Raw genomic sequence first — 13,264 nt, forward strand, 5'->3', positions numbered from 1 at the left:
CGTTTGCTGAGCGGCGAGCAACGCCGCTGCGCATCTCCCCCGAATTCATAGCTGGACATTCCCCAAAGCGCATTCATAATTCTCTGTTGCAGCATTGCAACAATCAATGACGGCGCGATCAAAAGCGTGCCGCGACGGGAGGAAATCACCATGATTCACTGGAGATTTGGAACTGCTGCGCTTCTCACTGCAACTCTGGCGGGCATCGTAGCATTCATCGCAGCGACACCGCTGTTCGCGCAAGAAACCGTGAAGCTCGAACTCTGGTCACGCCAGGACCCATCGGGGCCGCTGCGCCCGGGCAACGTGGTCAAGGCCGCCGAGCGGCTGAACAAGGAGCTCGAGGCGGAAGGCTCGCCCAAGCGCGTCGAGGTTGCCGTGCGCGAGAGCCCCGCCAAGGGCTTCGACGACGACGCGCTGCAACTTCTCAAGGTCTTCGGCATCGGCGAAGGCCCGGATATTTTCATCGCCGCGCACGAATGGGTCTGCGCGTTCCACGAGGACGGCTTCGTCCTCAAGCTCGACGACTACATCGCCAAGTACCCTCAGCACTTCGGCACGATCTTTCCGTCGCTCTGGTCGTCGGCGAAATGCCCGGACGGCACCTATGCGATCCCGCAGGACGCCGAAGCGAGGATGTTCTTCTACAACAAGAAGCTCCTGCGAGAAGCGGGCTACGACGCCGCCTTCATCGATGCCATGCCGGAGCGGACCTTGTCCGGCGACCTGACGATGGACGAGGTGCTCGATATCGCCAAGCAGGTCGTCGACAAGACGAAAGCCCAATACGGCGTGCTTCACCGGCCGAACAAGGGACCGGACTACATCATGGTCTTCAACGCCTACGGCAACGACTTCGTCGATCCGCAAAGCGGAAAACTGCTCCTCGAACGCGACAAGCTCGCTGCCGCCTTCGGCTGGTTCGAGCGCGGGGTGAAGGACGGGGTCATCCCGGCCAACAACACGGCGATGGAATTCGATGCGCTGCGCAAGGAATTCTACACCGGCAATGCCGCGTTCTGGATGTACGGCATCTGGGATCTCGGCAGCGTCGCCTTCCCGACCTACGGACTGCCGCAGGATGAGAAGGCGTTCTTCGCGGACTGGGGCTGGATCGCCGGTCCGGCGCCTGAGAAGGGCGGCGCGCCGGTCAGTCTGACCCATCCGATCGTCTATGCGATCGCCGCCGACACGAAGGAGCCGGAACTCGCCGTTCGCCTCATCGGCCACGCTTCGGCCGCCGACCTCAACACCGATCACGCGGTCACGACGACACATCTCGGCATTAAGCCCGAGCAACTCGAAGACAAGCGTTACGCCGACGCCTGGCCGCTCGCCAGGGCAACCGAAATGCTCAAGATCACCAAGTTCCTGCCGAACAACTCGCAGTTCGGCGAGCTCAACGGCATCATCTTTGCCGGAATCCAGGGCATTGAATCGGGACGGCTGACGGCCGAGCAGGCAGCCGATTTCGTCGTCGAGGAGGCGTCGTCCACCCTCGAGGACGTGATCGTCAAATAGGTCCGGTCGGTTGCGACCATCGGCCCGGCGGAAGGCTGATGGTCGCAAGACGTCCGCGCGTGCGAGCCGAACGATGACGACGACAGCGGATGAACTCATGATCGAGCGGCGCGGCCATGCGGGGTCGGCGACGCGCAGGCGTGCGAACTCCGTGATCTTTCTCGGCCCGGCAATCGTGCTGACGGTCCTCTTCTTCGTCGTGCCCGTCATCATCGATATCGCGGTATCGTTCACCGACCTCAGCCGGTCGCTGCGCATCACCGAATTCACCACCGAGCAGTACGAGAAGGTCTTTCGAACCGATCGCCGGTTGTCGCAGGTCATCGGACTGACCTTCATCTATGTCTTCGGCACGCTGGCGATCTTCAACGTCACCTTCGGCCTGATCCTCGCCATCACGACCACGGCGATCAGGAACGTATCCGGAAGCTTCTTCCGGGGGGTGTGGCTGCTGCCGAGGATGAGCCCGTCGGTCCTTTACATCTTGCTCTGGCTCTGGGCGGTGAGCCCGACGGAAGCAGGCCTCGTCAACCAGGTCCTCATGCAGGTGTTCGGCCTCGACGCGCCGCTCGATCTTCTGACCTCGGCGCCGATCGCGCTCATCATCATCTCGAACGGCTTCATCGGCGCTTCGATGGGGATGATCATCTTCACCGCCGCCATCCGCGGCATACCCGAGCACCTTTTCCATGCCGCGGCAGTCGACGGCGCCGGGACATTCGCAACGATCCGCTTCATCACCCTGCCGGCGCTGCGCTGGCCGATCAGCTTCGTGACGATCTACCAGACGCTGTCGCTGCTGGTCAGCTTCGAATATATCCTGCTCCTCACCAAGGGCGGTCCGTTCTACGACACGACCGTCTATGCGCTCTACGTGTACCGCCGCGCCTTCGAGAGCGGCCAATACGGCTACGGGGCCGCGCTGGCGCTTTTCCTGATCGTCATCGGCGTCGTCGTCGCGCTCATCGGCTGGCGCTTCTTCGACATGGAGCGCCTGCTGCAGCGCCCACGCATCGAGGTGCAGTGAGATGGTGGCGCCGGCGACCGCCGATTGGGATGCACTGGCCGCGCGGGCGCGCCTCGTCCGGCGCAGCAAGGCGGCAGTCCTCTATGCCTTCCTGATCGCCGTGTCGCTGCCGATCATCCTTCCCTATTTCTGGCTCGTCACGATCGCCTTCTCGGCCCGGACCGGCGTTGCCGAGACGGCGGTCCTGTGGCGCTCGATGGGCGTGGTGGTGCCCGCCGTCATCGCCTTCTGGCTCACGGCCGCGCTCGCGCAAAGCCGGCGGCAGCTGTGGACCGGCATTACGGCAGTCGCCGTCATCGCCAGCCTCGCCTTCGCGCTGCTGGTCGGGCCCGACCTGCACCTCGGCAATTTCATTTTCCTCTGGGAACCGGACTTCGCCTCGGTGGTGCGGTCGCGGGTGGGCGAAGTCCGAGGCGCGGTCCAGTTTCCTAATGTCTGGCACGCCTTCGCCAATTCGATCCTGATCGCCGGCGCGCAGACCGCCATCGTCGTCACCGTCGCCTCACTGGCCGCCTACTACCTGTCGCGCTTCCACTTCCCCGGGCGCTCGGCGATGCTGCGCTCGCTCCTGGTGCTCCACGCCTTCCCGGTGCTGACGCTGATCGTGCCGATGTTCCTGATGCTCTACTGGATCGGGCTTCTCGACACGCTTTTCGGCGTCATCCTCGTGCTCGTCGCCTTCGAGCTGCCCTTCGCGATCTTCATCATGAAGGGCTTCTTCGACGCGGTGCCGTGGGACATCGAGATGAGCGCGCTGACCGACGGCGCGTCACGGCGGCAGGCATTCGTGAGCGTTGTGCTACCGCAGGTCAGGAACGGCATCCTCGCCATCGCGGTCTTCACCTTCATCCGCGGCTGGGAGGAATATATTTTCGTGTTCACCTTCCTGATCCGAAACAGCAACTGGACGATGAGCCTCTACATGTACTGGGTGCGCGACGATGTGATGGGCGTCGACTACGGCGTCGTCTCCGCGGTCGGCGTCTTCTATCTCGTCCCGAGTCTCATCCTCTACATGGCCGCGCAACGCTATCTCATGCAGATGTCGATCGGCGGCGTGAAGGGCTGAGGCGATGGCGAAGATCGAATTCCGGCACGTGGTGAAACGCTTCGGCGCCGTCGATGTGATCCCCGACATGAACCTCGTCATCGACGACGGCGAGTTCGTCGCCCTTCTCGGCCCCTCCGGCTGCGGCAAGTCGACGAGCCTCTTCATGCTCGCCGGCATCTATCTGCCGAGCGGCGGCGAACTCCTCTTCGACGGCCGCGTCGTCAACGAGGTGGAGGCGCGCGACCGCAATGTCGGCATCGTCTTCCAATCCTACGCGCTCTACCCGCACATGAGCGTGCGCGACAACATCCTCTTCCCGCTGCGCTTCAAGAAAACGCCGCGCGACGAGGCGCTCGCCCGGGTGAAGGCCGTTGCCGAGCTTGTCCGGGTCGAGGAACTCCTGGACCGTCGCCCCGGCGAGCTATCCGGCGGCCAGCAGCAGCGCGTGGCGCTTGCCCGCGCCCTGGTGAAGGAGCCTGAGCTCCTGCTCCTCGACGAGCCGCTCTCCAATCTCGATGCCTCGCTTCGCCTTTCCATGCGCACCGAGATCAAGTCCCTCCACGCCCAGCTCGGCGTCACGACACTCCTCGTCACCCATGACCAGATCGAGGCAACGACGATGGCCGATCGCATCATCTGCATGCGCGCCGGCCGGATCGAGCAGGTCGGGACGCCGGACGACCTCTACCTCAGGCCGTCGAGCCTGTTCGTCGCCGGCTTCATCGGCTCGCCGCCGATCAACCTCATCGCCGGCGACGCCGAGGGCGGCATGGTCGCGGTGAACGGGGCCCGATTTCCGGTCGAGGGCGCGTCGGGTCGGCTCACCGTCGGGCTGAGGCCGGAGCACCTCCGCTTCGCAGACACCGGCTTCCCCGGCCGTATCGCGCAGATCGAGCCGATGGGCCGCGAAATCCTCTATGTCGTCGAAACCGGCATGGGCGCCGTTCGCGTTCTGGAGCAGGGGTCGTCCGCCGGGCATTCGACGGGCGAAGAGGTAAAGGTCAGTTTCCTGCCGGAAAACTCGCTTGTGTTCGAGACGGAGCGGCAGAAGCTCATTGCGGGCGCCCATGTCCGCGCGCCGGATTGACAAGGCAAGCGAAAGCCGCCCTTTTCTGAAGGCGGAGAGGACAGGCGCGGATGACAGCATTCGAGACGAGCGGCGGGCCCGAAACGCCGGTGGCAGTCGAGGGTCCGCATGGGCCTGTCCGGCTCAAGTGGCACAAACTGCGCAGGCACCTCGCCGAGGCGCCCTTCAAGCGCTCGAACCTCGCCCTCGGCTGGCGGCTCGGCGCGAGCCTCGAGGTCGACATACTCGCGACCGCCGACGGGCGCTTCGCCGTTCTCCACGATGCGACGCTCGGCCCGTCGACGACGGGGCGCGGCCGCGCTTCCCGCATGCCGATCGCGTCGATGAGCGGGCTCTTCCACCGGGACGCCAGGGGGGCCGCCGATCCCGACGCACCGGTCCTCTCGCTCGCCGAACTCGTGGCTCCGCTGCGAAAGCTGCCGCGAGCGGTCTCGGCCAGCCTTCAGCTCGACCTCAAGCTCCTCGAAGGACAGGGGCTTCCCGATAGCGCCATTGCCGATGCGGCCGCCGCCGTCGCGGGGATCGAGGAGGCGATCGTCATCGGTTCCCATTATCTGGACGATGCACGCCGCCTCTCCGCCGCCATTCCCGCGGCCCGGCTCGGTTACGACCCGATGCTCGCCGCGTCCCGCCGGCCCGACCTGCGCGATCCGGAACGGCTGCTGCGCCACATCGAGCGGCACAGCACCGGCGTGAGCGTGAGCCTCGCCTATCTCCGCTTCGATGCCGTCGTTGCAGCGGAAAACCAGGGCTTCCCGCTCGTCCGGCGCCTCCTCGACCTCGGCATCGAGACCGACGCCTGGACCGTCAATCCGGGCCGCGACATCACCGATTCAATTCTGCGCACGCTGGTGGAGGCGAAGGTGCGCCAGATCACCACCGATGCGCCGGGTGAGATCTTCCGCCTGATCAGCTCGCTTTGAGCGTGGGCAAGGCCGTCCCAACGGCGCTCTCGCCGCCAGCCCGAGTTAGAGAGCGGGCCGATTGACTTGCATCTTCGAAAATCACAAGGGATGGTTTTCGAATCCGCTTGAGGGTACGCCAACAAAAAAGGACTGACGCAGGCGCCCAAAGCGCCTGGTATTGGGGCGACATCTACGAATAACGAGCGGAAGCGCGTCGGATTAGAGCATTCTACAACCGGAGGAAATCTCGGCATTGCAAGCGAAATCCGCCACCGCCCAGTCGGGGCCCACCGGCTCGTTCGGCATTGGTCGAGACCGCCTGGACGGTACGGTTTTGCTGGCCTGGGCCGTGGTTGTGATCCCAATTCTCTGGGGCGTTTGGGAGACCCTGCAGAAGACTGCGGCGCTCTTCTGAGTGCCCATCGCGCGGCGGCTCCTGCTCGGAGCCGTCGTCATTCCCGCTACGTGGCTCAATGGCGACGGCGGCGGCGCCGCGTCTGATGGGTTATGTTGAGCGTGGCCTGGTGCAGCAGGCTCCTGAACGACAGGAGCAAGCCGGTGGGTGTGGCGATGCCGTCGATCCGGGCAATCTCTGACTGCGCCGCATGTCCGACATTGGCTCCATCGGGCAGCCCGAAGAACCAGGCGAGGAACATGTCTTCCGGGGTGCCGAGGCTTTGCATCCTTGCTCTCGGCTCCATGTCACGCCTCCATATTCACGGCAGGCGTTGGTCGCGAGCAGAGCAAGAGGGGCTGGTCCAGGCAGTGGCCGGGCTTGCAGTTCCTCAGCCGCCTGAGCATATCGGAGGGGATATCCATGGTCGGTCCTCGTCGGTTCCAAGGACTGGGCATGGCGGACATGAAGGGAAACGTGCGCCCATGCTCCTCGGACTGGAAGCGCCGACGAACACGGTCATCCGCCTCTTGACCGCCCACCGCGATCAGTCGAGTTCAAAATCCCGAGGCTGGTTTCCGGGCTCCAGAACCGTCCTTTCGGACCCATGCGACCCCTTCCCAGGCATCTTGCCCAGTGGGTTCTGTCGCATTTCAGTTCTGCTACCGTTGCGGGGGCAGCGCCGGATTCGTGACCGGCTTCCCAATTCTCCGACCGGTCGCATGAACCGGTCAGCACCTCAAGCGCTCATGAGTAGAGCACGGCCGCGGTGCGATTCGCCAGACCGGTTGCGACGTCTCCACGGCGTTTTTGAGCCGGCGGGAGCGAAGCGAGCGACGCGGTTACGGCCGGCCGCGCAATATCGCAACGTTCATCCGTTCACCGCGACGACGCAAGGCGCCGCCTGTCACTTCACCGCCAGGAGACAAATATAGGCAAGCACGGTGGCGAGCAGTCCGCGGAAGGCGTAAGTGACGCAGCGGTATTTGCCGCAGGCGATCGCCGACAGCGCGTCCGCGTTCTCCGCGTACTGGCGGAAAAGATAGCTGGAATCGCCGGCAGCGGCCGCCTCGAAAAAGCTGTTGCGATGCGCAAGCCAGGCGCCCCAGAAAAGCGTCGTCGAGGTAGCGCTCTTCCTCGGCAGGACCACCAGGATCGCCGATATGATCGAAAAGATCGAAGCGAGCGCCACCGCGGCCGAGAATATCACCGGCAGAACATCCCCCTCTACATAGCGATGCCAGGTAAAGACGCCCTGCCCCTCTTGCGACGTGACCAGAAAAGCGAACATGAAGGTAAAGATATAGGCCGCCTTCTGGTCGGACATCTTGATCTGATCGTAGAAGACGTCATTGATCTTGCGGATATGGTCGTAATAGGCGCTCGGCGGTCCGGCTTGCCCGGCTCCTTCGCCTGGCGGCTCGAACTTGTGCAGATTTCCCACGGCGTCCATCTCGCGTCCCCTTCCCTCTCGCCACCTCTTTACTACATGGGCGGGCAACAAAATCCGCCCAAAAGTGGGCTCTTGACTTTTCTTCCCCCGAAATTCACTGGATTCATCGGTAACGAGGGGCATATCGCGCGATGCGGAGACCAAGAACCGGAGCATTGCTTGCGGCAATGGCGCTCTTTGCGCCGTGGCCGGCGTTCGGCGAACCGGTAGAGCGCGCGGCGCCCGCCGCCGGCTCCGTCATCGCCCGCAAGTCCGGCGAGGAAGTGCGCTTCGTCGACGTCTCCAACTGGCGGATCGTCGACCTCGCCCAGGACCTGCTGCCCGGCGACGTGCTGCGCACCAATGCGACCGGGGCGCTCGCCGTATTGTTTCGGGATCACACACAGATTCGGCTCGGGCGAAACACGGCCCTGCGCGTCAAGGAAATCGGAGCGGGCGACTCCAGGCTGGAACTGCAATCGGGCACGATCTGGGCGCGCGCCGAACGCGGCGGCAAGGGCCTGGTGATCGACACGCCGGCCGCAGCCGCCGCCATCCGCGGCACGGATTGGACGCTGACTGTCGGTGGCGACGGCAAGACGTCGCTGATCGTCCTCGAAGGGGTCGTCGAACTCAAGAATGCCTATGGCAGCGTGACGGTGAAGCAGGGCGAGGGTGCGGTGGCCGCGATCGGCAAGGCGCCGACGAGAATCGTCATCGTCACGCCCAAGGACCGCGAGCAGATGCTGTTCCACCTGGCGCTCCGCGACGCCTTCGTGTGGATGCCGGCGACAACGCTGAAGATGCCCGACATGCGCCGCCAGCGCGCGCGGATCGAGGCACAACCGGAAGCCTCCCGTACTGCCGAAGACTGGCTGACGCTTGCCGAAATCTATCTCACGCTCGACGGCCGGCAGCGAGCTCACACGGCATTGGAGCAAGCCCGCCGGCACGGCCTCGATCGATCGCAAGCGGCCCGGGCAGACCTCATTGCGGCGCTCATCGCCGGTTCCGAGAACCGCTACGGCGAGGCAGCGAAGCTCTTTGCCAAGGCCGCCCGCGGACTGGACGCCAAACGCCGCTCCATTGCTGCCTATGGCGGATATTTTGCCCGCGCGCTCGCCAATCCCGACCGTGTCGAAAGCCCACCCGCCCAAGCCTCCGGCGCTTACGGCGCATTGGCGGAGGCCTGGACGGCGGGCTTCCGCACCGATATCCGAGCGGCGATCGAAACGATCACGAAGGCGGAGCGGCAGCATCCGGACGATCCGACGCTGCCCGCCGCCCGCGCACACTTCGCCATGCTGCTCGACGATCGCGACGAGATGCGCGACGGCATCGAAAAGGGACTAGCGATCGACCCCGACAATCCGACCGCGCTCGAAGCGCGCGCCAGCTACCGCTTCCTCATCGACAACGACAAGGACGACGCGCTCGCCGATCTCGAACGCGCGCTCGAGACGTCACCGGGCTCCCCATCCCTCTGGAACGCGATCGGCCTCGTCCAGGGCGACCGCGGCGACAATCGTGCCGCAGAGAGGGCCTTCAAGAGGGCGATTGAACTCGATCCGGGTGATCCGCTCTATCACGCGAATCTCGCAATCCAGTACCTGGACGAGTCGCGAATCGCCGAGGCAAAGCGCGAGATCGACGCGGCGCTTGCCATCGATCCCTCATTCGACCTGATGCTGGTCGCGCGCGGCCGCTATCACCTGCAGAACGGCGACGTGGACAAGGCGGTCGAAGACCTGCTCGCCGGCTCGACCGCCAATCCGGGCTATGCCGGTGCGCAGACCCTGCTCGCGGCAGCACATTACGAAAAAGGCGACCGGGTACCCGCCGCCCAGGCGCTCGACAATGCCGATAGGCTCGATCCGAACGATCCGGTCGTGGCGACGGTACGTACCGCCATCGCCATTGATGCCTATGACGCGGACGGCGCCATCCTCAACGCCCAGGAAGCCATGCGTCGCACACGGGCGCGCGGCGGCGACAACGCGGCGCTCGGAGCGAACCAGACTGCCGGCTCGACCCTAAACGACGCCTTCCGTCTGCAGGGCCTCGATGCCTGGGGGCAATATTACGGGGACGTCGTTTTCGATGCGTTCACCGGCGCCGGCTACATCGACCAAGCGGTACGCGGCAGCGTTAATCCGCTCTTCAGCAATTATGATTTCACTGTCAGCTCGATCGTCAACTCGCGCAATCCGTCGACCTTCTCCGCCTTTTTCCAGGGGCTCCTGATCGAGCCCCACATGCTCGCCGGTCGGGAACGCACGGCAAATCTGCTGCAATCCCCGTTCTTCGAGGCCGAACTCGGCGGTGGTGTCATCGCGGATGATGACCACACCGGCTGGATCGGGGAAGCGGAGATTCGCGGGCTTACCGTTTCGCCCTTCCCGATCAGCGTCTTCGGCAACTTCCAATGGGAAGAGCCGCGCGACACCATTGATCAGGGTGCGGGCAATCGTATCGAACGCGACATCCGCTTGATCGAGGCCAATGGCTTTCTGACGGCGACGCCTGCGCCCGATGACCGCATCGTCGCCTATGTCAACTACGCGGATGGCGACGACCTGCAGAAATGGATAAGGGCGCCCACACCGTTTTTCACGTCGGACATCTCGATCGGCAATGATTCCGCAGGTCTACTGGGTGGCATCGCCTGGAGCCATACCTTTGGCTACCGCAACATCGTCAACGCGGCATTCTTTTACGGTGACGAGCAGCAGACCTACAACGAGAACACCGTCCTCACCAGCGGCCCGTTCCAGAACAGGGAAAGCATAAGGCAGGAGTCGAAGCAGAAGAGCTATGTCGCCGCAGTCAACCATCTTTACGGTGAAGGAGACTTGACCTGGCGCTACGGGATCGAGGGCGGCGCGATCGTCTCCGATTCCCGCTTCGATTATTTTGAGGACGTTTCCAGTCCGCCGACCATAACTTCGATATCCGCGTCGGCGGAACAGGCCGTCATGAAGGCCTATATCGATGGTCTTTACGAGATCACGCCCGACCTCAAGGTCGAAGGCGCGCTGTTCGCCCGCTACATCGAAGATGTCCACAACAACAACGTGCGACTGGAACCGAAGCTCGGCATCGCCTGGGCGCCAATCTCGGGGCATTGGCTGAGGGCAGCCGTCCAGCGCGAGGGCTACAACTTTGGCGCGGCGACGCTTGCGCCCGTCGGCATCGTCGGGCTGCAGCCGAACCAATTCCTGACCAGCACCAGTGGCTATGCCGATACGCTGGCTCTTCGGTGGGATGCAGAATGGAACGACTGGCTTTTCACCGCGGTCGACTATCAGCATCAGGAGATCCGCGACGGCATCGTCGACTTTCCGTTGTCGGCGAACGAGTACAGGTTCGACAAGGCCCGTCTCGATCGCGTCGCCTTCACTGCCAACTTGGCACTCGGCCACGGCCTCGGTCTTTCCGCGACTTTCGCGCGCACCGAAAGCGAAGACCTCTCGGAGTTTCGCAACAACGCAGCCGGCGATCTACCATTGCTCCCCGAGAACTCCGGCCAGGTCGCACTCACCTGGGTCAATACGGCGAACATAAAGACGACTATCGCGGCAAACTATATTGGCGAGCGACGCGACGGGGCGGCTACGCTGGACGATTTCTGGACCCTCGATGCCGCGCTGCAATGGGAGCCCTTCGACAAGCGCATCGAGGTCGAGTTGGCGGGCTATAACCTCCTCGACGAGGAGTTCGAGTTGAGCAATGGCCTTCCCGGCTGGGGTCCCACCGTCAAGGGCACGGTCAAAGTGCGGTTCTGATGAACGCCCCTCGTCCAGCGCTCGCCCGTCGACACGCCTTTGCCGTGATCGATCGACTTCGCCTCTCCAGGCGGCGAACCAAGCTCGCCGCCCTGACCACATTCGTCGCCGCTTTCGTCTCGCTTGCGTCGCTCACCGGCTCCTGGTCGCTCGCCGACCTCAGGGCCTACGACTATCTCTCGATCATTGGCCGCCCGGCGCTGCCTCAGGACGGGCCCGTCATCGTCGCGATCGACGAGCCGTCAATGGCCGAGATCGGCAGCCAGTGGCCGTGGCCGCGGGCGCTCCATGGCCGGCTGATCGAGGCGCTGAGGAAGGCCGGTGCGAAGGCGATCGCCTTCGACGTCATCTTCGCGGAGCCGGCAGCAGCGCCCGAAAACGATGAGGCTCTGGCCAAGGCTCTCGGCCCGGACGTGGTGCTTGCCGGCGACCAGACGGTGATCCAGACGCCGCAAGCCGAACAGTTCGTCCGCACGGAGCCGCTGCCGCTCTTCACCGACAAAGGCGCGAAAGTGGGCATCGCCTCGGTCAATCTCAGCGGCGACGGCACGCTGAGGCAGATCCCACCCTATCCGGACGGGTTCGCCCTGACGCTTGCGACCGTCGCCGGAGCCGACCCGGAGCCGCCGCCGCGCAGGGCCCTGATCCAGACCTTCGGCCCGGCGCGCACCTATCCGACGGTTTCCTACTACCAGGCGCTCGATCCCGAAAACTTCCTGCCGGACGGCACCTTCCGCGATCGCGTGGTCATCGTCGGCCTGAGCCTGCAGAATGCACCGTCGATCGCCGATGGCGGCGCGGATGCCTTCGCCACCTCCGATACGGTCTTTTCGCGCGGGCTCGTCGCCGGCGCGGAAATCCAGGCGAGCATCTACGACAATCTCGTGCACCGGCTCTTCATCAGCCAGGCGCGCGGCGCGGTCATCATACCGGCGATCATTCTGGCCGCGCTCGCCGCCGCGCTGACCGTTCGCAAGTCGACGAACTGGCGGACCCTCGGATACGGCGCGCTCACGCTCACGCTCATCCTTCTTGCGAGCTATGGGCTGATGCGCGTCGGCCATGTGTTCGTCTCGCCGCTCGGTCCCGGGTTGGCCTTCCTCGGCGTCGCGATCGGCCAGGCGGGGCTCGACTATGCGGAGGAGCGGCGGCGGCGACGCGAGATCACGCTCGCCTTTTCGCAATATCTCTCGCCGGCCCTCGTCGAGCGTCTGGCGCAGGACCCGTCGCAGCTGAAGCTCGGCGGCGAAAGGCGCACGCTGACGATCCTCTTCTGCGACGTGCGCGGCTTCACGACGATTTCGGAGGACATGAAGGACGACCCGGAGGGGCTGACGACGCTGATCAACCGGCTGCTGACGCCGCTGTCGGAGGCGGTGCTCAATAAAGGCGGCACGATCGACAAATATATCGGCGACTGCCTGATGGCCTTCTGGAACGCGCCGCTCGACGATCCCGACCATGCGGTCCATGCCGTTGCGGCGGCGCGCGACATGCTCGCCGCGCTCAAACGGCTGAACGCAGAACTGGAGGCCGAAGTTAGGGCGGCGGGACGCCCGCCGAAGACGCTCCGCATCGGCATCGGCATCAACACCGGCGAATGCGTCGTCGGCAACATGGGCTCCGCCCGCCGCTTCGACTATTCGGCGCTGGGGGACGCCGTCAATCTCGCCTCCCGCCTCGAAGGTGCCTCGAAGGACTACGGCGTGCCCCTCCTCCTCGGCGAGCGGACGGCCGTACTTGCCGCGCCGAAATTCCCGATCGCCGAGCTAGACCGGATCACCGTCAAGGGGCGCAACGCGGTCTCGCCCGTCTTTACGGTCGCCGAAGGCGCTTCGGACGCGGCGCTCCAACGCCATCACGCCTATGTCGCGCGAAAATATAAAGGTGAAATCACTCTCGACGACGGCTTGCTCGACGCGCTCAAAGAGGAACTGCCATCGCTCGAGCGCTATTACGAGCGCGAACGCCAGCGGCTCTCGGGCTGAGCGGATGCGCCCCTCATCCGGCCTGCCGGCCACCTTCTCCCCATCGTGATGGGGAGAAGGGACAATGCCGCACC

9 protein-coding genes, 1 pseudogene and 1 riboswitch are annotated in these 13,264 nt (G+C 64.5%); of the genes and pseudogenes, 8 read left to right on the forward strand and 2 right to left on the reverse strand.

What is annotated here, in order from left to right; all coding sequences use genetic code 11:
* Positions 1-150: 150 nt before the first annotated feature.
* The 6 genes and pseudogenes from ATB98_RS04510 to ATB98_RS28725 form a co-directional block, all read left to right on the forward strand.
* Positions 151-1,521 carry an ABC transporter substrate-binding protein gene (locus ATB98_RS04510; RefSeq protein ID WP_066869674.1) on the forward strand — a complete coding sequence of 457 codons (1,371 nt, stop codon included), beginning with the start codon at positions 151-153 and terminating at the stop codon, positions 1,519-1,521.
* Between the two features lie 73 nt (positions 1,522-1,594).
* Positions 1,595-2,548 (forward strand): carbohydrate ABC transporter permease, encoded by a 954-nt coding sequence (locus tag ATB98_RS04515; RefSeq protein ID WP_066869677.1) that lies wholly within the window; start codon positions 1,595-1,597, stop codon positions 2,546-2,548.
* A gap of 1 nt (position 2,549) precedes the next feature.
* Entirely contained in the window at positions 2,550-3,617 is a 1,068-nt protein-coding gene (locus ATB98_RS04520; RefSeq protein ID WP_066869681.1) for a carbohydrate ABC transporter permease, read from the forward strand.
* 4 nt (positions 3,618-3,621) lie between these two features.
* Positions 3,622-4,686: an ABC transporter ATP-binding protein gene (locus ATB98_RS04525; RefSeq protein ID WP_066869684.1), complete on the forward strand. Its 1,065-nt coding sequence runs from the start codon at positions 3,622-3,624 to the stop codon at positions 4,684-4,686.
* 50 nt (positions 4,687-4,736) lie between these two features.
* Positions 4,737-5,609 (forward strand): glycerophosphodiester phosphodiesterase, encoded by an 873-nt coding sequence (locus ATB98_RS04530; RefSeq protein WP_066869687.1) that lies wholly within the window; start codon positions 4,737-4,739, stop codon positions 5,607-5,609.
* 223 nt (positions 5,610-5,832) lie between these two features.
* Positions 5,833-6,006: pseudogene (locus ATB98_RS28725) on the forward strand (MFS transporter small subunit); the annotation flags it as partial.
* 55 nt (positions 6,007-6,061) lie between these two features.
* On the opposite strand, the gene ATB98_RS04535 reads toward ATB98_RS28725, so the two are convergent.
* Together ATB98_RS04535 and ATB98_RS04540 are read right to left on the reverse strand one after the other, a co-directional pair.
* A complete protein-coding gene (locus ATB98_RS04535; RefSeq protein ID WP_153435883.1) occupies positions 6,062-6,292 on the reverse strand; it encodes a hypothetical protein in 231 nt (76 codons plus the stop codon).
* 245 nt (positions 6,293-6,537) lie between these two features.
* Positions 6,538-6,742, reverse strand: a riboswitch (cobalamin riboswitch).
* Positions 6,743-6,892: 150 nt separating this feature from the next.
* Positions 6,893-7,438 (reverse strand): Pycsar system effector family protein, encoded by a 546-nt coding sequence (locus ATB98_RS04540; protein ID WP_066869693.1) that lies wholly within the window; start codon positions 7,436-7,438, stop codon positions 6,893-6,895.
* A gap of 131 nt (positions 7,439-7,569) precedes the next feature.
* Here ATB98_RS04540 and ATB98_RS04545 point away from each other — a divergent pair, with 131 nt between their 5' ends.
* Together ATB98_RS04545 and ATB98_RS04550 are read left to right on the forward strand one after the other, a co-directional pair.
* A complete protein-coding gene (locus ATB98_RS04545) occupies positions 7,570-11,202 on the forward strand; it encodes a FecR domain-containing protein (RefSeq protein ID WP_066869696.1) in 3,633 nt (1,210 codons plus the stop codon).
* Entirely contained in the window at positions 11,202-13,190 is a 1,989-nt protein-coding gene (locus ATB98_RS04550; RefSeq protein WP_066869699.1) for a CHASE2 domain-containing protein, read from the forward strand. Before ATB98_RS04545 ends, ATB98_RS04550 begins: the two co-directional genes overlap by 1 nt.
* The last annotated feature ends 74 nt before the right edge of the window (positions 13,191-13,264 follow it).

The organism is Sinorhizobium saheli, assembly GCF_001651875.1.
GTDB lineage: Bacteria > Pseudomonadota > Alphaproteobacteria > Rhizobiales > Rhizobiaceae > Sinorhizobium > Sinorhizobium saheli.

What these genes read in the sequence shown, in the direction of transcription:
- ATB98_RS04510 (WP_066869674.1), top strand. Translation starts at nt 151, where the DNA reads ATGATTCACTGGAGATTTGGAACTGCTGCGCTTCTCACTGCAACTCTG.
- ATB98_RS04515 (WP_066869677.1), top strand. Translation starts at nt 1,595, where the DNA reads ATGACGACGACAGCGGATGAACTCATGATCGAGCGGCGCGGCCATGCG.
- ATB98_RS04520 (WP_066869681.1), top strand. Translation starts at nt 2,550, where the DNA reads ATGGTGGCGCCGGCGACCGCCGATTGGGATGCACTGGCCGCGCGGGCG.
- ATB98_RS04525 (WP_066869684.1), top strand. Translation starts at nt 3,622, where the DNA reads ATGGCGAAGATCGAATTCCGGCACGTGGTGAAACGCTTCGGCGCCGTC.
- ATB98_RS04530 (WP_066869687.1), top strand. Translation starts at nt 4,737, where the DNA reads ATGACAGCATTCGAGACGAGCGGCGGGCCCGAAACGCCGGTGGCAGTC.
- ATB98_RS04535 (WP_153435883.1), bottom strand. Translation starts at nt 6,292, where the DNA reads ATGGAGCCGAGAGCAAGGATGCAAAGCCTCGGCACCCCGGAAGACATG.
- ATB98_RS04540 (WP_066869693.1), bottom strand. Translation starts at nt 7,438, where the DNA reads ATGGACGCCGTGGGAAATCTGCACAAGTTCGAGCCGCCAGGCGAAGGA.
- ATB98_RS04545 (WP_066869696.1), top strand. Translation starts at nt 7,570, where the DNA reads ATGCGGAGACCAAGAACCGGAGCATTGCTTGCGGCAATGGCGCTCTTT.
- ATB98_RS04550 (WP_066869699.1), top strand. Translation starts at nt 11,202, where the DNA reads ATGAACGCCCCTCGTCCAGCGCTCGCCCGTCGACACGCCTTTGCCGTG.